17 protein-coding genes, 7 tRNA genes and 1 pseudogene are annotated in these 20,037 nt (G+C 73.8%); 13 read left to right on the forward strand and 12 right to left on the reverse strand.

From position 1 onward, the window contains the following. Positions 1–137: 137 nt before the first annotated feature. Positions 138–1,370, reverse strand: a pseudogene (locus SNE206_RS01160) (serine/threonine-protein kinase); the annotation flags it as partial. Between the two features lie 452 nt (positions 1,371–1,822). Here SNE206_RS01160 and SNE206_RS01165 point away from each other — a divergent pair. Beyond that, positions 1,823–2,014, forward strand: coding sequence for a hypothetical protein (locus tag SNE206_RS01165; protein ID WP_405010436.1), 192 nt, complete (start codon positions 1,823–1,825; stop codon positions 2,012–2,014). Positions 2,015–2,261: 247 nt separating this feature from the next. Here SNE206_RS01165 and SNE206_RS01170 read toward each other — a convergent pair. The 5 genes from SNE206_RS01170 to SNE206_RS01190 form a co-directional block, all read right to left on the reverse strand. Beyond that, a tRNA-Val gene (locus tag SNE206_RS01170) sits at positions 2,262–2,333 on the reverse strand. Between the two features lie 28 nt (positions 2,334–2,361). Then, positions 2,362–2,433, reverse strand: a tRNA-Val gene (locus SNE206_RS01175). Positions 2,434–2,461: 28 nt separating this feature from the next. Next, positions 2,462–2,533 (reverse strand) — tRNA-Val (locus SNE206_RS01180). 33 nt (positions 2,534–2,566) lie between these two features. Further along, positions 2,567–2,640: transfer RNA gene (locus SNE206_RS01185), tRNA-Cys, on the reverse strand. A gap of 39 nt (positions 2,641–2,679) precedes the next feature. Next, positions 2,680–2,751: transfer RNA gene (locus tag SNE206_RS01190), tRNA-Gly, on the reverse strand. A gap of 301 nt (positions 2,752–3,052) precedes the next feature. On the opposite strand from SNE206_RS01190, the gene SNE206_RS01195 reads away from it, so the two are divergent. The 3 genes from SNE206_RS01195 to SNE206_RS01205 are packed head-to-tail and all read left to right on the forward strand — an operon-like array spanning position 3,053 to position 5,826. Further along, positions 3,053–4,108 (forward strand): chorismate-binding protein, encoded by a 1,056-nt coding sequence (locus tag SNE206_RS01195; protein ID WP_407911409.1) that lies wholly within the window; start codon positions 3,053–3,055, stop codon positions 4,106–4,108. Positions 4,109–4,126: 18 nt separating this feature from the next. Further along, positions 4,127–4,942, forward strand: coding sequence for an aminotransferase class IV (locus SNE206_RS01200; RefSeq protein ID WP_407911410.1), 816 nt, complete (start codon positions 4,127–4,129; stop codon positions 4,940–4,942). Positions 4,943–4,983: 41 nt separating this feature from the next. Beyond that, positions 4,984–5,826, forward strand: a complete 843-nt coding sequence (locus tag SNE206_RS01205) for a GNAT family N-acetyltransferase (RefSeq protein ID WP_407911411.1) — start codon at positions 4,984–4,986, stop codon at positions 5,824–5,826. A gap of 36 nt (positions 5,827–5,862) precedes the next feature. Here SNE206_RS01205 and SNE206_RS01210 read toward each other — a convergent pair whose 3' ends face one another. The 3 genes from SNE206_RS01210 to SNE206_RS01220 form a co-directional block, all read right to left on the reverse strand. Next, a complete protein-coding gene (locus SNE206_RS01210; RefSeq protein ID WP_407911412.1) occupies positions 5,863–6,360 on the reverse strand; it encodes a DsbA family protein in 498 nt (165 codons plus the stop codon). 28 nt (positions 6,361–6,388) lie between these two features. Then, positions 6,389–6,958: a CGNR zinc finger domain-containing protein gene (locus SNE206_RS01215; RefSeq protein ID WP_407911413.1), complete on the reverse strand. Its 570-nt coding sequence runs from the start codon at positions 6,956–6,958 to the stop codon at positions 6,389–6,391. A gap of 288 nt (positions 6,959–7,246) precedes the next feature. Beyond that, positions 7,247–7,660, reverse strand: a complete 414-nt coding sequence (locus tag SNE206_RS01220) for an SsgA family sporulation/cell division regulator (protein ID WP_030056266.1) — start codon at positions 7,658–7,660, stop codon at positions 7,247–7,249. Between the two features lie 243 nt (positions 7,661–7,903). Between SNE206_RS01220 and SNE206_RS01225 the strand changes: the two genes are divergently transcribed. The 3 genes from SNE206_RS01225 (at position 7,904) to SNE206_RS01235 (ending at position 8,731) form a co-directional block, all read left to right on the forward strand. Then, entirely contained in the window at positions 7,904–8,323 is a 420-nt protein-coding gene (locus SNE206_RS01225; protein WP_407911611.1) for a TIGR02611 family protein, read from the forward strand. 55 nt (positions 8,324–8,378) lie between these two features. Continuing rightward, positions 8,379–8,450, forward strand: a tRNA-Val gene (locus tag SNE206_RS01230). Positions 8,451–8,659: 209 nt separating this feature from the next. Beyond that, positions 8,660–8,731: transfer RNA gene (locus SNE206_RS01235), tRNA-Val, on the forward strand. Between the two features lie 74 nt (positions 8,732–8,805). Here SNE206_RS01235 and SNE206_RS01240 read toward each other — a convergent pair. After that, on the reverse strand, positions 8,806–9,579 hold the full coding sequence (locus SNE206_RS01240; protein ID WP_407911414.1) for an exonuclease domain-containing protein: 774 nt from the start codon (positions 9,577–9,579) through the stop codon (positions 8,806–8,808). Between the two features lie 315 nt (positions 9,580–9,894). On the opposite strand from SNE206_RS01240, the gene thrS reads away from it, so the two are divergent. Beyond that, positions 9,895–11,874 carry a threonine--tRNA ligase gene (gene thrS, locus SNE206_RS01245; RefSeq protein ID WP_407911415.1) on the forward strand — a complete coding sequence of 660 codons (1,980 nt, stop codon included), beginning with the start codon at positions 9,895–9,897 and terminating at the stop codon, positions 11,872–11,874. Positions 11,875–11,957: 83 nt separating this feature from the next. Beyond that, positions 11,958–12,518 (forward strand): HIT family protein, encoded by a 561-nt coding sequence (locus SNE206_RS01250; protein WP_407911416.1) that lies wholly within the window; start codon positions 11,958–11,960, stop codon positions 12,516–12,518. A gap of 66 nt (positions 12,519–12,584) precedes the next feature. Here the strand turns inward: SNE206_RS01250 and SNE206_RS01255 are convergent, their stop codons facing one another. Continuing rightward, on the reverse strand, positions 12,585–14,225 hold the full coding sequence (locus tag SNE206_RS01255) for a hypothetical protein (RefSeq protein ID WP_407911417.1): 1,641 nt from the start codon (positions 14,223–14,225) through the stop codon (positions 12,585–12,587). Between the two features lie 203 nt (positions 14,226–14,428). On the opposite strand from SNE206_RS01255, the gene SNE206_RS01260 reads away from it, so the two are divergent. Further along, positions 14,429–14,875, forward strand: a complete 447-nt coding sequence (locus tag SNE206_RS01260; RefSeq protein WP_407911418.1) for a thiol-disulfide oxidoreductase DCC family protein — start codon at positions 14,429–14,431, stop codon at positions 14,873–14,875. A 19-nt stretch (positions 14,876–14,894) separates the two neighbouring features. On the opposite strand, the gene SNE206_RS01265 is transcribed toward SNE206_RS01260, so the two are convergent. Beyond that, positions 14,895–16,940, reverse strand: coding sequence for an elongation factor G (locus tag SNE206_RS01265; protein ID WP_407911419.1), 2,046 nt, complete (start codon positions 16,938–16,940; stop codon positions 14,895–14,897). Between the two features lie 346 nt (positions 16,941–17,286). Between SNE206_RS01265 and pgsA the strand changes: the two genes are divergently transcribed. The 3 genes from pgsA to SNE206_RS01280 are packed head-to-tail and all read left to right on the forward strand — an operon-like array spanning position 17,287 to position 20,032. Beyond that, positions 17,287–17,946: a phosphatidylinositol phosphate synthase gene (pgsA, locus tag SNE206_RS01270; RefSeq protein ID WP_407911420.1), complete on the forward strand. Its 660-nt coding sequence runs from the start codon at positions 17,287–17,289 to the stop codon at positions 17,944–17,946. Next, positions 17,943–18,851 (forward strand): phosphatidylinositol mannoside acyltransferase, encoded by a 909-nt coding sequence (locus SNE206_RS01275; protein WP_407911421.1) that lies wholly within the window; start codon positions 17,943–17,945, stop codon positions 18,849–18,851. Before pgsA ends, SNE206_RS01275 begins: the two co-directional genes overlap by 4 nt. Then, entirely contained in the window at positions 18,848–20,032 is a 1,185-nt protein-coding gene (locus SNE206_RS01280) for a glycosyltransferase family 4 protein (protein WP_407911422.1), read from the forward strand. Before SNE206_RS01275 ends, SNE206_RS01280 begins: the two co-directional genes overlap by 4 nt. Positions 20,033–20,037: the final 5 nt, after the last annotated feature.

Genomic DNA, 20,037 nt, shown 5'->3' on the forward strand with positions numbered 1-20,037 from the left:
CGGCCGTCGTGCAGCCGGATCGCGGGGCCGCCGGCCGGGTCGGTGTAGCCGCGGTTCGCCCAGTCGACGGCCGGCAGCGGTCCGTCGGCCGGTGCGAAACCGGTCGTGGCGGGGGCGGGGGCGGAGCCTGCGCCGGTGGTGGGCGCACCGTCCAGCGAGAGGCCGGGTGCGGACGCGGCGGGGGAGACGCGTGCGGGGCCGCGGCCGTCGGTGCTGCGGTTCTCGCAGCCCTGCGCGGCGGCGATGGCCAGGGCCACGCCGAGGGTGACGGTCACGAAGACCACCACCCGCTGGCGCAGCAGTCGCCGCCGGGGGCCGACGGCGGGGCGCCCGGGGGCGGGGGTGTGCTGGCGGTCGCGGGGCCGGCCCGGTGCGGGCGTGTGAGGGCGGTCCCGCAGGGTGTCGTGGGTGTCGGGGCGGGGCATCGCGCTGGTGGGCGGCTGCCCGGGGGCCCTCCGCGGGCGGGCGGCGGGCGGGCCGCCCGGGCGCGGCGCGTGGCCGGGGGCGGCCGGTGCGGGTGCGGCGGGCCGCCCGCGGACCGGGCCGCCGGCGCCTCGGGAGGCGAGTTCGGTCAGCCGCTCGTGCAGTGCGGCGGCCGCGGGCCGTTCGGCGGGTTCCTTGGCGAGGCAGGCCTTGATCAGCGGGGCGAGGACGGGCGGCACCGCCGAGATGTCCGGCTCCTCGTGCACGACGCGGTAGAGCATGACCTCGGAGGACGCGCCGGAGCCGAACGGCGAGTCGCCGGTGAGGGCGAAGGCGAGGGTGGCGCCGAAGGCGAAGACGTCCGTGGCCGGGGTCACCGCGGCGCCGCGCACCTGCTCGGGCGCGAGGAAGCCGGGCGAGCCGACGGCCGTGCCGACGTGGGTGAGCGTGGAGGCGCCGCGCGACCAGGCGATGCCGAAGTCGATGATCCGCGGGCCGCGGGGCGAGAGCAGGATGTTGGACGGCTTGAGGTCGCGGTGGACGACGCCGGCCTCGTGCACCTTGACGAGGCCGTCGGCGAGCGCGGCGCCGATCCGGGCCGCCTCCGGCCAGGGCAGCGAGCCCTCGTCGCTGACCCGCTTGTACAGCGAGGGGCCGGGGACGTACGCGGTGGCGAGCCACGGCCGGTCGGCCTCCAGGTCGGAGCCGACGACCCGGGCCGTGCAGCCGCCGCGGATCTTCGAGGCGGCGGCGACCTCGCGGGCGAAGCGGGTGCGGAACTCGACGTCCTCGGCGAGTTCGGAGCGGATCAGCTTGAGGGCGACCCGCTGGCCGCGCCGGTCGGAGCCGAGGTAGACCACGCCCATGCCGCCGGCGCCCAGCCGCCGGTGGAGCCGGAACGGTCCGACGATGCGGGGGTCCTCACGCCTCAGCCGCATCAACGCCATACCCGTTCCCGTCAGCCCGTGGGGTGAGGCCCCGTCCGGTGGGGCATCGTCAGATCCTGTCCGGGACAGCTTACGGACTGGTCGCAGTGGTGTGCTGACACGCAACACCTGAAGCGCCGGTCGGATTGTCCGATCTCCGTCGAACGCGCGGGCGGAGGCTGCCGCAGGGCCCCGGAACGGCCTTTCCGGAGTACCCCTGGGGGGCTTTCTCAGGGTTGCCTCGGGGATGCGATCGGTTCCTTCTCCCTCTCCGGTAGTACGCGGTGCCGCGTCCTCTCATCCTCGGGGAGGCCCACCGAACGGTACGCGGGCATGACGACCGGAAGGACGCCCGCACCTACCGTTGATCCCAGCGGCGGGCAGTACTCGTCCCCCGAGGTCACGGCCCGCCGCGCCCACCATCCACGCGCGGCCGCCCGGCGGCCGCGGGGCACGAGCAGGAGCGGACGACCATGGCCACGCACCTCACCGGTACCCGGCGCCGCCGCAGGCCGTTTGCGGGCACGTCGCCGACCGCGGACCGGCACCCGGCGGTGGCGCTCGCCATCGCGGTGCCGTGCGCGATCATCCTGCTCGCGCTGTTCGGAGGCTGGGAACAGCTGGCGACCCAGGCCGAGGCCGTCGCCGATCTGATCGGGCGCTGACCCCAGGGGAGGGGTCCGCGCCGGCCGGGGCACGACACCGCCGACCACGTGGACGGGCGAGGCGGTACGGGACCGGCAAGGAGAAGGGGCCGGGTATGCGACGTCGGTGAGGACGTCCGTACCCGGCGCCTGCTTCTCCGTCTCGAATCCGTGTCGAACTGCGCCGGGCTGCGTCGGACTGTGCCGGACTGCAGGCGGACGCACCGAGGGCCGTGATCCTGGTCGGATCACGGCCCTCGGTCTGCGGTGCGCGATACTGGGATTGAACCAGTGACCCCTACCGTGTCAAGGTAGTGCTCTCCCGCTGAGCTAATCGCGCCGGGTTGCCGATCCCCGAAGGGTTCGAGTGCGCGATACTGGGATTGAACCAGTGACCCCTACCGTGTCAAGGTAGTGCTCTCCCGCTGAGCTAATCGCGCTGGGATGCCGATCCCCGAAGGGTTCGAGTGCGCGATACTGGGATTGAACCAGTGACCCCTACCGTGTCAAGGTAGTGCTCTCCCGCTGAGCTAATCGCGCGGGGAGGGCTCCTGGCGAACCAGGGGCACCTCTTGGAGGTGGAGACGGGATTTGAACCCGTGTACACGGCTTTGCAGGCCGTTGCCTCGCCTCTCGGCCACTCCACCAGGCAACTTCGAAAGACGATCTTACCCTGTCTTCCATCGAGCGGACGACGAGATTCGAACTCGCGACCCTCACCTTGGCAAGGTGATGCTCTACCACTGAGCCACGTCCGCCTGTCTCCCGGCTGCTTCCCCGCTTTTCTTCGGCTCCGCGTCCCGGCGACGTGTTGAACTCTAGCGGATTCCCGGGCCAGCTAAAAATCCGTTCCCGCAGCGTGGCGCGGGGTGGCCGGAGGGTGCTGCTCCGTCAGCGCTCCGGCCCGGTCCCGGACGCCCCCGACCAGCGCCGCCGCAGCCTCCCCGGCCGCCGGGGCGCGGCGGCCAGGGAGCCGCGCCGACCTACACTTCTGGCACCGAGCCCGCCCCACCCGCGCCGCACCCGCGCGGCGCAGCACCTAGTCCGCGCAGGAGAACCGTGTCCGGCCGCACCACCCCCCTCCGTACCGACCAGCCGCTCGCCCGCTTCGGCGGACGGCTCGCGACCGGTCTGCGCGAGGTGTCCTCGGACCCGGCCGTGCTGCACACCGCCGGCTTCTGGGCCGTCGCCCACGACTTCGAGGGCCGCCTCACCTGCGCCCGCTTCGACGACGTGCGTCCGGACCCGGCACCGCCGGCCACCGGCGGCTGGTGCGGGCCCGACCCCGCGGCCTGGCGGAGCTCGCTCGACCGCGACGCGTACACCGCCGGCGTGCGGCGGATCCGGGAGCACATCGCGGCGGGCGAGGTCTACCAGGCCAACCTCTGCCGCGTGCTGAGCGCGCCGCTCCCCGACCCGTCCCGGTGCGACGTCGACGCCCTCACCGGGCTGCTCGCCCGGGGCAATCCCGCGCCGTACGCAGGAACGATTCGCCTTCCGGAGCACGGCGTGGAGATCGCGACGGCCTCCCCGGAGCTCTACCTGCGCCGCCGGGGACGGACGGTCTCCTCCGGCCCGATCAAGGGCACCGGCCGCACCGAGGCCGACCTGCTCGACAAGGACCACGCCGAGAACGTGATGATCGTCGACCTGGTCCGCAACGACCTCGGCCGGGTCTGCGACACCGGCACCGTCACCGTGCCCGACCTGTGCGCGGTGGAGAAGCACCCCGGCCTGGTCCACCTGGTCTCCACCGTCGAGGGCACCCTGCGGCCCGGCGCCGGATGGCCGGAGCTGCTCGCCGCGACCTTCCCGCCCGGCTCGGTGACCGGCGCCCCCAAGTCCAGCGCCCTGCGGATCATCGAGGCCCTGGAGACCGCCCCCCGCGGCCCCTACTGCGGCGCCGTCGGCTGGGTGGACGCCGACCGCGGCGAGGCCGAACTCGCCGTCGGCATCCGCACCTTCTGGATCCACCGGACCCCGGCCGGGCCCGAGCTGCGGTTCGGCACCGGCGCCGGCATCACCTGGGGCTCGGACCCGGACCGCGAATGGGACGAGACCGAACTCAAGGCCGCCCGCCTGATCGCGATAGCGTCGGGCCCGAGCACCCTCTGACCGCCAGGAGCAGCCCCGATGATCTGGGTCAACGGAAACCTCGTCGACGACGCCACGGCCGCCGTCTCCGTCCTCGACCACGGCCTCACGGTCGGCGACGGCGTCTTCGAGACGGTGAAGTCCGTCCACGGACAGGCCTTCGCCCTCACCCGCCACCTCGACCGGCTCACCCGCTCCGCCCGGGGGCTCGGCCTGCCGGACCCGGACCACGACGAGGTCCGCGCCGCCTGCGGGGCCGTCCTCGCGGCCAACCCGATGCCGCTCGGCCGCCTCCGCCTCACGTACACCGGCGGCACCTCGCCGCTCGGCTCCGAGCGCGGCGACGGCCGGCCCACCCTCGTCGCGGCCCTCGGCACCGCCGCGCGCCGCCCGGACACCACCGCCGTGGTGACCGTGCCCTGGCGCCGCAACGAGCACAGCGCCGTCGCCGGCCTCAAGACCACCTCGTACGCGGAGAACGTCGTCGCGCTCGCCGCCGCGCACCGGGCCGGCGCCTCCGAGGCGCTCTTCGCCAACACCGCGGGCCGGCTCTGCGAGGGCACCGGCTCCAACGTCTTCGTCGTCCTGGACGGCCGGCTGCTCACCCCGCGCCTGGAGTCCGGCTGCCTCGCGGGCATCACCCGGCAGCTGGTCGTCGACTGGAGCGGCGCCGAGGAGGCCGACCTGCCGCTCGACGCCCTGGAGCACGCCGAGGAGGTCTTCCTCACCTCCACCCTGCGCGACGTCCAGGCCGTCACCCGGGTCGACGGCCGCGACCTCGCGGGGCCGGGGCCCGTCACGCTCAAGGCCGCGCGGCAGTTCGCCGAGCGCGGCGCCGACGACCTCGACCCCTGAGCCCAGGCGTAGTTCCGCCGCTGCGGGGGCAGGGAGGCGGTATGACGACCACCCTGCGTCCCGAGAGTGCCGAGGAGACCCTGCCGGGCGGCGGGCGCACGCGGCGGTGGCAGATCCGCGTGAACGGCCGCCCGGTCGGCGGCCTGCGCACCCTCGCGTTCCCGCGGGGCGACGAGTGGTGGGGGGAGATCTCCGAGCTGGAGGTGCGCGAGGGGCACCGCCGCGGCCGGGCCACGGTCGGCGCCCTCGCCGCCGAGGAGGTGCTGCGCGGCTGGGGCTGTACGCGGGTCGACGTCACCGTCCCCGCGGAGTCGGAGGGCGGTCGGGCCCTCGCCCGGGCGCTCGGCTACACCGAGCGGATGCGCAACCTCGCCAAGCGGATCGGGGCGCCGGCCGCCCTGCCGCCCGGGCTGACGCTCCGCCCGCTCGGCGCGGACGCCTACCCGGCCTGGCTGGCCTCGGCGCGGGACGGCTACCTCCGCGACCTGCTCGGCTCCGGCCTCACGCCCCGGCAGGCGGAGGCCAGGGCGGACGCCGACCACCGGAACGTCCTCGCGCAGGGCCCGGCCACCCCGGGCGTCGCGCTGCGCCGGCTCACCGACGCGGACGACCGGGAGCTCGGCACCTTCTGGCTGAACCTGCGCCAGGAGGTCCTGCCGGACGGCAGCCCGCTCGCCTGGCTGATGGTGGTGGAGGTGGCCGAGGCGGAACGCGGGCACGGCCACGGCCGCACGCTGATGCACGCCGTGGAGCGCGAGTGCCTCGCCGCCGGGGTCCGCGACCTCGGCCTGAACGTGTTCAGCGGCAACACGGTGGCCGTCGCGCTGTACGCGTCGCTCGGCTACCGCGTCACGCGGCGCGTCCTCGGCAAGCCGCTGCTCTGACCGCGGGCGCGGGCGCGGCCGCCGGTGCGGGAGGGGTCAGCCGCGGTGCCGGTCGATCAGCGCGACGATCCGCTCGCGCAGCCCGTCCTGGCTCTGCCCGCCGTCCAGCCGCTGTCCGGCGACGACGTAGGTCGGCGTGCCCTTGATCCCGATGGCCTTGCCCTCGGCCTGGTCGGCGTCGACCAGCAGGGTGTGCCGGCCGTCGACCAGGGCGGTGTCGATCTCGTCGGCGTCCAGCCCGAGCCCGGCGGCGACCGCGAGCAGCACCTTCTCGCCGTCCCGGGCGAGGTCGGCGGTGCGCTCCAGCAGCGCCTCGACGTACGGCCAGCCCTGGCCCTGCGCGAAGGCCTCCTCGGCGGCCTGGGCCGCGGCGTACGCGTGCTTGTTCTTCTCCAGCGGGAAGTGCCGCAGCTCGACGGTGAGCGCGTCGCCGTACTGCGCCCGCAGGGCCCGGACGTCGTCGAGGGCGGTGCGGCAGTCGGGGCACTGGAGGTCGCACCAGTACTCGAGTCGGGGGAGGGAGGCGTCGGTCATGGCCCCCAGTGTTCCATCCGCGGGCGGGTCAGCCCGCCGTCACGGCCTCCGCGGACCGCTGGCGGGCCCGGTAGGCGGCCACGTGGAGGCGGTTGCCGCACGTCCGGCTGTCGCAGTACCGGCGGGAGCGGTTGCGGGAGAGGTCGACGAAGACCCGGGCGCAGTCCGGTGCCTCGCAGCGGCGCAGCCGCTCGCGCTCGCCGGCCATGACGATGAACGCCAGCGCCATGCCGAGCTCGGCCGCGAGGTGGTCGCCGATCGAGGCGTGCGGGGCGAAGTAGTGGATGTGCCAGCCGTGGTGGTCGTGGTTGGTGAGCCGGGGGGTGGTGCCGGCGGCGGCCACGACGGCGTTGACGAGCTCCGCGGCCCGTTCGGTGGAGTCCGCGGAGAACACCGCGCGCAGCCGGCCGCGGAGGTCCTGCACGGCGGTCAGGTCGGCGGCGGTGAGCGAGTCGATCTCGCTGATCTCCTGCCCGACGACGAAGGTGTCGAGCGCGGCCACGTCCGGCAGCTGTTCCGAGCCGCAGGCCTCGGGGGCCGTGTTGAGCAGCTCGACCAGAATGCTCAGCGCGCACTCGGTGTCATGGGTGATCAGCACGTCGGCTCCTCGCGCGGCGGGGGCGCACGGCGGGCCCCTCGTCGGTCGTCATCCGCGACTCTACCGGGACGGGCTCCCGTGCCGGGCGGAACGGGCGCGGCAGAACGGCCGGCCACCCCGTGGAGCGGGTGGCCGGCCGTCAGGCCGGGCGTCGCCGCCGGCGCGCCTCACCGGCGCGGCGGCGACCCCGGGACCGCCGGGCGTGCATGGCGGTGTGTGCGACCGTGCCCCCGAGTAGGACGGACGCGCTGGGGCGTGGACCGCCGTGGCGGACCAGCCGGTGCGGGGTCAGCTTTCGGCGAGGATGTGGGACAGCTCCCGATCGAGGTCGAAGTGACGGTGCTCGGTGCCGGGGGGAACGGCGGCGTCCGTGCGCTTGAGGAACGACTCGAGCGCGCGTGCCGGGGCCTCCAGCAGGGCTTCTCCTTCCGGAGAGCTCAGGGCGATGCAGACGACTCCCTGCCCGTGACTGCGCGAGGGCCACACCCGGACGTCGCCGGTTCCGGTGGGTCGGTGCAGCCCCTCCGCGAGGAGATCACGGGCGAACACCCACTCGACGGTCTCGTCGGCGCCGGTGTGGAACGTGGCATGCACGGCATAGGGGTCCGCAGTGTCGTAGCGCAGGCCCGCGGGGACGGGCAGTGAGGACTCGCTGGACACGATGAGGCGCAGGTGCAGCTCGCAGCTGACCGTGGTGTTCATAAGCGCCAGGGCCTTTCGCTCAGTGTGCGCTCGGGGATTCGCACGTCGGCGAACGGACCATCCCACCCGATAGCCCGGTGTAAACCCGTCTGTCCCGATTCGCCGTGCAGTCGTACCCCTTCCGGCGCATTGAAGAATCGGCGCGGAGGGGGCGTCGGGGCCCGTACGGGGCGGTATCTCCGGTACTTTTCCCGCATGGCTGTACGAAGCGACAATCCTGAGCAGGCCGAGGACGGTGCACCCATGGCGTCGGACGGTGACGGAGGCGGTCCGGGCACGGAGGGTGACGGGGGGCGCCCGCTGGGCTCGCGGGCCCCGCACTTCATCCGCCGCTCGCGCCCGCTGCACCTGAGCTGGCAGGTGGTGATCTTCCTGGCGGGTCTGGCCGTGGTCGGGCTCGGCGTGGTGCTGCTCCCGCTGCCCGGGCCGGGCTGGGTCGTCATCTTCCTGGGCATGGGCATCTGGGCGACCGAGTTCGTCTGGGCCCAGCTGGTGCTGCGGTGGACGCGGCGCAAGGTGACGGAGGCGGCCGAGCGGGCGCTCGACCCGCGGGTGCGCCGGCGCAACATCGCGCTCACCGTGATCGGCCTGGCGGTGATCGGCGGCGTCGCGGCCTGGTACCTGTGGCGGTACGGACTCGTCCTGCCGTGGAAGCTGCACTGACCCCGGGGGGTGGTCCGGGCGCCACCGCGGATGGGGTAATGTTTTCCCTGCAGCCGGGCGATTAGCTCAGCGGGAGAGCACTTCGTTCACACCGAAGGGGTCACTGGTTCGATCCCAGTATCGCCCACCGGAATGCATTGCAGGATATGAGGCCCGGACCATTACTGGTCCGGGCCTCATATCGTTTTGTCGGTGCATTCCTGGGGCTGACGGTCATTCACCGGGGTTGCGGGGCCGGTGATCTGAGGATCGGTGATCCGGGGGCCGTCCGGTCCGGCGGCCCGGAACGGATTAGGGCGGCCGGGCCACCTGGTGCTACTGTTCTTCTCGTTGCCCGGGCGATTAGCTCAGCGGGAGAGCACTTCGTTCACACCGAAGGGGTCACTGGTTCGATCCCAGTATCGCCCACCGAGCAGCAGGCCCCGGTCGCCAAGTGCGACCGGGGCTTCTGTCGTTGGCGGGACCTCCCGCGGGGGAGGGCGTCAGGCGGCCGCCTCGCAGCGGTGGTCGGCGGAGAGCCGGTGACCGCAGGTGCAGCGGACGGGGCGCAGCGGCCAGGAGAGGTCGACCCGCTCGGCGGTGCCCTCCCGGTCGAACCAGTGCTGCAGGCCCCGGGCCTGGGCGGCGTGCCAGACGGCCTGCCGGAGGTGGAGCTCGGCGCCGGTCAGCCCGCCGAGCCGCTCCGGGTGCCGGGCGCCCAGGGTCCGGACGAGGTCGAGCGCGGCGGTGGCGTCGGCGGTGGCGTCGTGCGCACCGGTGAGCCGCACCCCGTAGTGGGCGCAGAGGTCGGTGAGCGTGCGGCGGCCCTTCCGGTAGCGGTCGACATGCTTGTCGATCACGCGCGGGTCCAGCACCAGGAGTTCGGTGCCGCCGAGGGCGTCGGCGAGCGTGGTGCCCCGGTGCCGGCGCAGCTCGCGGTCGAGCAGGGTGAGGTCGTACGGGGCGTTCATGACGACCAGCGGCGTGCCGGCGTGGGCGTGTTCGGCCAGGGCGCGGGCGATCTCGCCGACCACGGTGCGCGGTGCGCGGCCGTACGTGCGGACCTGCTCGTCGCTGATGCCGTGCACCGCCCGGGCGCCGTCCGGGATGGGAACTCCCGGGTCGGCCAGCCAGGTTGTGGACCGCGTGGCCGTGCCGGGGGCCGGCTGGAGGACGAGGGCGGCGGAGACGATGCGGTCGTGCTCCACGTCCACGCCGGTGGTCTCGGTGTCGAAGGACGCCAGGGGGCCCTCGTACCAGGGCCGGAGCTTCTCCATGACTGCCCCCCTCGTGTGCCGTCGGGCCGTTGCCCGGCGCGCCGCCGAGGACCGGGGGCGCGCCGTGCTCTGCACTGGTGATACCGCAGTTGACGGGCGCTCAACCGTGGCCGCCGCGGTGCCGTGCGCGGGACGCCCGACGGGGTGTCCGGCGGGGGGCCCGGCCGGGTGTCCGGTGGCGGACTCCCCGCGCCGGAGGGGCCCGCGGGACGCACGGGGCGCGACGGTGAGCGCGGTGCGCATCCGGCCTGCCGCTCTCGGTACCATCGAGGGACGCAGCAGAGTGCCGCGGACCACAGATGTCAGGAGAGACCGGTGACCGACGTCCGGATCATCATCAACCGCGAACCCGATCGGGAAGAGCGCGTGGTGACCACGGGCACCACGGCCGCCGAGCTCTTCGCCGACGACCGTGCGATCATCGCCGCCCGTGTCGGCGGCGCGCTGAAGGACCTCGCCTACGCGGTGCAGGACGGCGACGAGGTCGAGCCGGTCGCGATCTCCAGCAAGGACGGCCTCGACATCCTGCGGCACTCGACCGCACACGTCATGGCGCAGGCCGTGCAGGAGGTCTTCCCCGACGCCAAGCTCGGCATCGGCCCGCCGATCAAGGACGGCTTCTACTACGACTTCGACGTCGAGAAGCCGTTCCACCCCGACGACCTCAAGGCCGTCGAGAAGAAGATGCAGGAGATCATCAAGCGGGGGCAGAAGTTCTCCCGCCGGGTGGTCACCGACGAGGCCGCCCGCGAGGAGCTGGCCGCGGAGCCGTTCAAGCTGGAGCTGATCGGCCTCAAGGGCTCCGCCGCCACCGCCGGCGAGGGCGCGAGCGTCGAGGTCGGTGCCGGCGAGCTCACCATCTACGACAACCTGGACGCCAAGACCGGCGACCACTGCTGGGGCGACCTCTGTCGCGGCCCGCACCTGCCGAGCACCCGGCACATCCCGGCGTTCAAGATCATGCGCTCGGCCGCCGCGTACTGGCGCGGCAGCGAGAAGAACCCGCAGCTGCAGCGGCTCTACGGCACCGCCTGGCCGACCCGGGACGAGCTGAAGGCGCACCTGGAGTTCCTGGAGGAGGCCGCCAAGCGCGACCACCGCAAGCTCGGCAGCGAGCTCGACCTCTTCTCCATCCCCGAGGAGATCGGCTCCGGCCTCGCCGTCTTCCACCCCAAGGGCGGCATCATGCGCCGGGTCATGGAGGACTACTCGCGCAAGCGCCACGAGGAGTCGGGCTACGAGTTCGTCTACTCGCCGCACGCCACCAAGGGCACGCTCTTCGAGCTCTCCGGGCACCTCGACTGGTACGCCGACGGCATGTACCCGCCCATGAAGCTCGACGGCGAGACGGATTACTACCTCAAGCCGATGAACTGCCCGATGCACAACCTGATCTACCGCTCCCGCGGCCGGTCGTACCGCGAACTTCCCCTGCGGCTCTTCGAGTTCGGCACGGTCTACCGGTACGAGAAGTCCGGCGTGGTGCACGGTCTGACCCGCGCCCGCGGCTTCACCCAGGACGACGCGCACATCTACTGCACCCGCGAGCAGATGGCGGACGAGCTCGACTCGCTGCTCACCTTCGTGCTCGACCTGCTGCGCGACTACGGCCTGAACGACTTCTACCTGGAGCTCTCCACCAAGGACCCGGAGAAGTTCATCGGCTCCGACGAGGACTGGGAGGAGGCGACCGAGACCCTGCGCGCCGCCGCCGAGAAGCAGGGCCTGGAGCTCGTCCTCGACCCGGCCGGTGCCGCCTTCTACGGCCCGAAGATCTCCGTGCAGGCGAAGGACGCCATCGGCCGCACCTGGCAGATGTCGACCATCCAGGTCGACTTCCAGCTGCCGCAGCGCTTCGAGCTGGAGTACCAGAGCGGCGACGGCAACCGCCAGCGCCCGGTCATGATCCACCGTGCGCTGTTCGGCTCGATCGAGCGGTTCTTCGCGGTGCTGCTGGAGCACTACGCCGGCGCCATGCCGCCGTGGCTCGCCCCGGTCACCGTGGTCGGCATCCCGATCACCGACGAGCACATCCCGTACCTGCGCGAGGTCGCGGCCGAGCTGAGGAAGCACGGCGTCCGCGTCGAGGTCGACTCCTCCGACGACCGCATGCAGAAGAAGATCCGCAACGCGCAGAAGCAGAAGATCCCCTTCATGCTGATCGCGGGCAACGACGACGTCGAGGCCGGCGCGGTGTCCTTCCGCTACCGCAGCGGCGAGCAGAAGAACGGCGTGCCGATCGCCGACGCGGTCGCCGAGATCGTCGACGCCGTGCAGCGCCGCATCCAGGTCTGATCCGGGGCTCGGCCGACCGGCACACCAGGGGCGGGCCCGGAAGAGCCCGCCCCTGGCTGCTTGGCACGCGCAGCAGGCCGAATATGCTGGCCGGCATGACGAGTGAGCCCGAAGTGCAGCGGGGCGTGGGTGAGCCGGACGGCTTCCGCCGCCTGTGGACCCCCCATCGGATGGCGTACATCCAGGGCGAGAACAAGCCCACCGGCCCGGCGCCCGACGACGGCTGCCCGTTCTGCAGCATCCCCTCGCTGAGCGACGAGGACGGCCTGGTCATCGCCCGCGGCAGCGCGGTCTTCGCGGTGCTCAACCTGTACCCGTACAACGGCGGCCACCTCATGGTCGTCCCGTACCGGCACGTCGCCGACTACACCGGGCTGGACGACGCCGAGACGGCCGAGCTCGCGGTCTTCACGAAGCGGGCGATGACCGCGCTGCGGGCCGCCTCGGGCGCCCACGGCTTCAACATCGGCATGAACCAGGGCGCCGCGGCCGGGGCCGGCATCGCCGCGCACCTGCACCAGCACGTGGTGCCGCGGTGGGGCGGCGACACCAACTTCATGCCGGTCGTCGGCCACACCAAGGTGCTGCCGCAGCTGCTCGCGGACACCCGCAAGATGCTGGCGGACGCCTGGCCGCAGGGCTGACCCGGAACGACGGCGAGGGCCCGCGCCCCCCGGTGGACGGGTGGCGCGGGCCCTCGCGTGCGCGTCCTAGCCGGCGTCGTAGGCGTCGGCCCGGAACGGGCGGACGGCCTGGTTCTCCGAACGGCTGATGTTGGACCGGTTGGTGAACCGGTCGACGTCCACGTCGTGGTCGGCGAGGAACTCGATGGTCGCCGCCTGCACCGCGTTGAAGAGCGGCTGCGCGGTGTAGAGCACCGAGTCCGACATCGCGCGGCGGTTCCAGGTCGGGTCCGTCCACGCCTGCCGCAGGCAGAAGGGCTCCGGCAGGGCGAGCGAGCCGCCGAGCCAGGTGAGCAGGCCGGGGATCCGCATCAGCGGAGCCCGTACCGCCTGGCGCACCACCTCGTCGTCGTCGACCAGCGGGTGGACGATCGTGCGCTCCTCCCAGAACTTGCCGGTCTTCGGGACCTTCGTCTCCCTGGGCTTCGGCTTGCCCGTGAAGAGGCCGTTGATCGGACCGAGCGCGTGCCCGTAGGCGGAGACCCGCAGGTTGCGGCCCAGGATGGTGATCTTGACGGTCACGGTGGCCACGACCTGGCCGTTGTGCAGCACGAGCTGGGCGGCGACCAGGGCGTCGGTGTCGGTGCCGATGGTCTGCCGGTTCGCTATCTGCTGGATGCCGAAGTCGCGCATCCGGTAGCCGTCCATCTCCGGCGTGCCGGGCCGGCCGATCTCGTCGGCGCCCTCCGGGAGGTCCTGCACCACCCAGTGGTGCACCGAGACATGGGGCATCGTGCCGCCCGGCACCTCGCTGGCCGCGACGCCGCCGAGCCGCTCGGCGATCTTCCGGGCGAGGTCCCAGCGGTGGAACGTGCGGAAGTCGGCCTGGCCGTCGGCCGGGCGCAGGTCCTCGTTCATCTCCACGGTGACCCAGCGCATCCCCGCCCCGAGGATGCCCTTCTTGCCCGCGTAGTGCTGGATGTTGGTCTCCTGCTCGGCCGTGAGCCGCTCCAGGCTCGCGCGCAGGTCGGTCGCCTTGCGGTCCAGGTCGTCCCGCGGGACGGCCTTCGGCACGGTGGCCGCGACCACGCCGCCGTCGAGCAGCCCGCCCCAGCGGGACCGCAGTTCGACGGTGCTGCGCAGGCAGATCCGCTTGGCGACGAACCAGCCCACCACCGGCGCCAGCATCATCAGCCGGAAGTACAGCGTCCACGGCCCGGCGAACGGCGGCCGCACCACGAAGAGCACCGCGAGCGCCGCCGCGGCCAGCAGCGCGAGCGTGCCGTAGAAGCCCTCCCGTGCCGGATGGCTCTTCTTCACCACCGCCCGCGCCTGGAACGCCGCCAGCCAGACCAGCGCACCGGGCAGGAAGAGCACGCCGCACACCAGGGTGACCAGGGTCAGCTGCCGGTCGCGGGCGTTGCGCAGCTCCTGCGCGGCCAGGCAGTGCTCGACGACCATGCGCACGTCGGTGCCGAACGACGGGACCAGCGGATTGCGCTTCGCCGGCAGCGTCCGGTCGATCACGGCCCGGCTGAACGCCTCGCCGACGCTCGGCCGGAACAGCTCGAACTTGCCGTTCTTGAGCGTGGCGCCGAGCTTGTCGCCGAGCTCGCGGAAACTGCCGTCGCGGTAGGCGGCCGAGGACAGCGCCTGGGTGGCGGCGGTCTGCGGGCCGACGTCCGTACGGGGTATCTGCGCGCCCGGGGTCATGTCGAGCTGGGTCACGGCGGCTGCCCCTCCATCCCCTGGTCTGCCCTTGTCAGCGGCAGGTTACCGTGCTGCGGAGCACGTTCGGGCGTGATCGTCCGAACAGGCGTCAGCACCGGTCCGCCGCACGTCACGGGGGATCATGCCCACTCCGCGGCCGGTTCGATCCTCCGGCGTGCGGCAGCCGCCGGACGCCCCCCGGATGAGGGAGGATTCCGGACATGGCCGACCGCACCGACCTCCCCGCGCACGACCCGCTGCTCGTCTTCGACGGCGACTGCGCCTTCTGCACCACCTGCGTCGACTGGGCCGCGCGCTACCCGCGGGCGAGCCTGTCCTCGGGCGGCTGGGAGGCGGTGCCGTACCAGCGCGCCGACCTTGCCGCGCTCGACCGCCGCGTCGGCGGCCGGGGCCTGGTGACCGCCGGCCGGACCGGGCAGGAGGTGCTCTGGCTGACGCCCGGCGGGCAGGTGTACGGCGGGGCGCAGGCGGTCGCCCGGCTCCTGATGCGCTCCGGCGGCGCCTGGGCGTACGCCGGTGCGCTCCTCGCGCTGCCGCCGGTGCGGCCGCTCGCCGCGGCCGTGTACCGGGCGGTGGCCCGCCACCGGCACCGGATGCCCGGCGGCACCCCGGCCTGTGCGCTGCCCGGCCGGCGGGCGGTGCCGTAGGCGGGCGCGCGGCGGCCGGTCAGGACGCGTGCTCGTACCGGGCGGCGAGGCCGGCCGGCATCGGGGCGTGCCGCAGGTAGCTGCGGGAGAACTGCCCCGTGCCGTGCGAGATCGACCGCAACTCGACCGGGTAGCGGGTGAGTTCGAGTTCCGGCACCTCGGCGCGCACCAGGCTGAGACCGGGGCCGCCCGGCTCGGTGCCGAGCACGTGCCCGCGGCGGGCGGACAGGTCGCTCAGGACGGCGCCCTGGTACTCGTCGGGCAGCAGCACGTGGACCTCGTCGACGGGTTCGAGCAGCTGGATGCGGCCCTGCGCCGCGGCCTCCCGCAGCGCCAGCGCGCCGGCGGTCTGGAACGCCGCGTCGGAGGAGTCGACCGAGTGCGCCTTGCCGTCGGTCAGCGTCACGCGGACGTCGACCAGCGGGTAGCCGGCGAGGACGCCGTGCGCGAGCTGCGCGCGCACGCCCTTCTCGACCGACGGGATGAAGTTGCGCGGCACCGACCCGCCGACCACCTTGTCGACGAACTCGAAGCCGCCGCCGGGCAGCGGCTCCACGGTGAGGTCGCAGATCGCGTACTGCCCGTGGCCGCCCGACTGCTTGACGTGCCGGCCGTGCCCGCTGGAGCTCGCGGCGAAGGTCTCGCGCAGTGCCACCCTGTAGTCGACCGTGTCGACGTGCACGCCGTACCGGCTGCGCAGCCGGTCGAGGACGACCGCCTGGTGGGCCTCGCCGGTGCACCACAGGACGAGCTGGTGGGTGTCGGGGTTCTGCTCGACCCGCAGCGCCGGGTCCTGCGCGGAGAGCCGGGCGAGGGCCTGGGAGAGCTTGTCCTCGTCGGCCTTGCTGTGGGCCTCCACGGCCGCCGGGAGCAGCGCCTCGGGCTGCGGCCACGGCGGCAGGGCCTCCAGGCCGTCCGCCGCCAGGGTGTCGCCGGTGCGGGCGGTGGTGAGCTTGGCCAGGCAGACGAGGTCGCCGGGCAGCGCGTGCGGCACCGGCCGCTGCTGTCTGCCGAACGGGCAGCTCAGGCCGGTGACCTTCTCGTCCGCGCCGCCGGGCACGTGCACGGCGGTGTCCGGGCGCAGCGTGCCGCCGAAGACGCGGGCGAGGCTGAGGCGGCCTACGTACGGGTCCTCGCCGGTGTGCACGATCTGCGCGACGAGCGGGGCGTCCGGGTCGCACGGCGGCAGGTCGTCACGGCGGTCGAGCGGGGAGGGGAAGGCGGCGGCGATCAGGTCGAGGAGCTCGGCGGCGCCCGGGGCGGTGCCGGTCGGCCCGTCCGGCGGCGCGGTCGCCACGACGGGGTGGACCGTGCCCGCGAGGAACTCGCGGCGGAGCGCCTCGGCGAGCGCGGGTGCGTCGAGCTCCTCGCCGGCGACGTAGCGCTCCAGCAGGGCGTCGTCCTCGCCGGCGATGGCCTCGACGAGGTGGCCGCGGTCCGCGTCGAGCTCCGGGAGGTCGCCGGGCTCGCCGTACCGGCGGCCGCTCAGGAGCTCGACGGAGCCCAGCAGCCGCCCGTTGCTCAGCGTGCTGTCGTGCAGTTGGAGGACGGTGTCGGGGTGGCCCTCGCCGAGGGCGTCCCGCAGGGCGGCGAGCACCTCGTCCAGGCGGACGCGGACGGCGTTGACGTGCGTCAGCACGATCGCCGTCGGCAGACCGGCCGCCCGGCACTCGCGCCACAGGGCGAGCGTGGGGGCGGAGACCGGGTCGGTGGCGGAGACCACCAGCAGGGCGGCCTCGGCCGCGCGGACGGCGGCCTGCCGCTCGCCGGCGAAGTCGGCGTAGCCGGGCGCGTCCAGCAGGTTGATCTTGCAGTCCTGCCAGGCCAGCGGGACGAGCGCCAGCTGGACGGAGCGCTGCTGCTGGTGCTCGATCTCCTCGTGGTCGGCGACGGTGGTGCCCTCGGGCACGCTGCCGACCCGGGTCAGGGCGCCGGCGGTGAGCGCCAGCGACTCGACGAGGGTGGTCTTGCCGGCTCCGGTGCCGCCGAGGAGGACGACGTTGCGGAGCCGGTCGGGTCGTTCGACGGTGGGGGCCGCGGTGTGGGTGGCTGCTCGGTCCGCCATGGCTGCTCTCCTGCGGTTCGCGGGTGGCTGCGGCGCGCTCGCGCGGGTGGCGTGCGGTGCCCGGTCACGGGCGGGGCTCTCCCGTGGGGTGCGTCACGTGCGGTGCTCACGGTCCGCGGCGGTGCCGCGGGGCGGTGCGTGGTGGGCCGGCCGGGCCGGCGGGGCGGTCGGCGGGCTCCCGGGACGCGGGCCGGAGGTGCGGGGAGGTGGCTCGGGGCGTGGGGCGGCGGAGCCCGCGATCAGCGTGGATACCATTGTCCAGCCGGGCGGGCCGATCCGCTCGGCCGCCCGGCGGCACAGGGGCCGCGGGCGGATGCCGGTGAGAGACGGAGCGGTCCGGAAGGCCATGCTCAACAAATACGCGCGTGCCTTCTTCACACGTGTCCTGACGCCGTTCGCCGCGATGCTCCTGCGCTGGGGCGTCAGCCCGGACGCGGTGACGCTGATCGGTACGGCAGGGTCGGTCGCCGGTGCCCTGGTGTTCTTCCCCCGCGGGGAGTTCTTCTGGGGCACGATCACGATCACCCTGTTCATCTTCTCCGACCTGGTCGACGGCAACATGGCCCGCCAGGCGGGACGCTCCTCGAAGTGGGGGGCGTTCCTGGACTCCACGCTGGACCGGGTCGCCGACGCGGCGATCTTCGGCGGCCTCGCGCTCTGGTACTCCGGGACGGGGAACAACGACCTGCTCTGCGCCGTTGCGGTCTTCTGCCTGGCGAGCGGCCAGGTGGTGTCGTACACGAAGGCGCGGGGCGAGAGCCTCGGATTCCCGGTGGACGTGTCCGGGCTGGTGGAGCGGGCCGAGCGGCTGGTGATCACGCTCGTCGCGGCGGGCGTCGCCGGCCTGCACGGCTTCGGACTGCCGTACGTGGAGTGGCTGCTGCCGTTCGCCCTCTGGGTGGTCGCGGCGGGCAGCCTGGTGACGGTGATGCAGCGCATCCTCACGGTGCGCCGGGAGGCCCGGGAGGCCGACCGCGAGACGGCGGGAGTCGAGGGGGCGGCGTGAAGGAGCGGTTGACCGACGGGCTGTACGCGTTCGGCTGGGCGGCGGTGAAGCTGCTGCCCGAGCGGGTGGCGCAGGCGCTGTTCCGCCGGATCGCGGACCGGGTGTGGCGCGGGCGGGGCAAGGGCGTGCTGCAGCTGGAGGCCAACCTGCGCCGGGTGCACCCGGAGGCGGACGAGGCGCGGCTGCGCGAGCTGTCCCGGGCGGGCATGCGGTCCTACCTGCGGTACTGGATGGAGTCGTTCCGGCTGCCCACCTGGAGCGCGGAGCGGATCGCCGACGCGATGACCCTCAAGGGCATCGAGCAGCTCAACGCGGCGATGGCGTCCGGTCGCGGCGCCGTGATGGCGCTGCCGCACATGGGCAACTGGGACCTCGCGGGCGCGTGGATCGCCTCCGCCGGCGGGTACCCGTTCACGACGGTCGCCGAGCGGCTGAAGCCGGAGTCGCTGTTCGACCGGTTCGTGGCGTACCGCGAGGGCCTGGGCATGGAGGTGCTGGCGCTGACCGGCTCCGACGTGTCGGTGGTCGGCACGCTCGCCCGGCGGCTGCGCCACGGCGGGATGGTCTGCCTGCTCGGCGACCGCGACCTGTCGGAGGCCGGCACCCCGGTGGACTTCTTCGGCGAGCCGACCCGGATGCCGGCCGGCCCCGCGGCGCTCGCCCTGCGCACCGGGGCGGCGCTGTTCCCGGTGACGCTCTGGTACGACGGCCCCGTGATGCGGGCCGAGATCCACCCGGAGATCCTCCCGCCCGCCGGGGGCGACCGCCGCGAGCAGGGCGCCGCGATGGTGCAGGCGCTCGCCGACGTGTGGGCGCAGGGCATCCGGGAGCACGCCGAGGACTGGCACATGCTGCAGAAGCTGTGGCTGTCCGACCTGACGAACGACCGGGGGACCGCAGCATGAAGATCGGCATCGTCTGCCCGTACGACTGGGACGTGCCCGGCGGGGTGCAGTTCCACATCCGCGACCTCGCCGAGCACCTGATCCGCACGGGCCACGAGGTGTCCGTGCTGGCGCCGGCCGAGGACGAGTCGGCGCTGCCGCCGTACGTCGTTTCGGCGGGCCGTGCCGTCGCGGTGCCCTACAACGGCTCGGTGGCGCGGCTCAGTTTCGGCATCCTGTCGGCGGCCCGGGTGCGGCGCTGGCTCAACGACGGCCGCTTCGACATCCTGCACGTCCACGAGCCGAACTCGCCGAGCCTGTCGATGCTGGCCGCGTGGTCGGCGTCGGGGCCGATGGTCGGCACCTTCCACACGTCCAACCCGCGGTCGCGGGCGATGATCGCGGCCTCGCCGATCCTGCAGCCGGGCCTGGAGAAGATGTCCGCGCGGATCGCCGTCAGCGAGTACGCCCGGCGCACCCTGGTCGAGCACCTGGGCGGGGACGCCGTGGTCATCCCGAACGGCGTCGACGTGCGGTTCTTCGCCGACGCCGAGCCGGACCCGCGCTGGCAGGGCGGGGCCGCCGAGGGCGGGGCCGGGACGATCGGCTTCATCGGCCGGATCAACGAGCCGCGCAAGGGCCTGCCGACGCTGCTGGCCGCCCTGCCGCGGATCCTCGCGGAGCGCCCGGGGGTGCGGCTGCTGGTCGCCGGCAAGGGCGACGAGGAGGAGGCCGTCGAGGGCCTGGCGCCGGAGGTGCGCGCGCAGGTGGAGTTCCTCGGCATGGTCAGCGACGCCGAGAAGGCGAGCCTGCTGCGGAGCGTCGACCTCTACGCCGCGCCCAACACCGGCGGCGAGAGCTTCGGCATCATCCTCGTCGAGGCGATGTCGGCCGGTGCGCCGGTGCTGGCGAGCGACCTCGACGCGTTCCGCCAGGTGCTGGACGGCGGCGCGGCGGGCGAGCTCTTCCCGGTCGAGGACGCCGACGCGCTGGCCGCGGCCGCCGTCAAGCTGCTCGGCAGCCCCGACCGGCTGCGCGAGCTCCGGGAGGCCGCCTCCCGGCACGTCCGGCGGTTCGACTGGGAGACGGTCGGCGCGGACATCCTTTCGGTGTACGAGACGGTCACGGACGGCATGCCGCCGGTGGCCGAGGACGAACGCATGGGGTGGCGGGAGCGCTTCGGCCTCGCCGCCCGGGACTAGGAGGC

It is taken from the genome of Kitasatospora sp. NE20-6 (assembly GCF_045862635.1).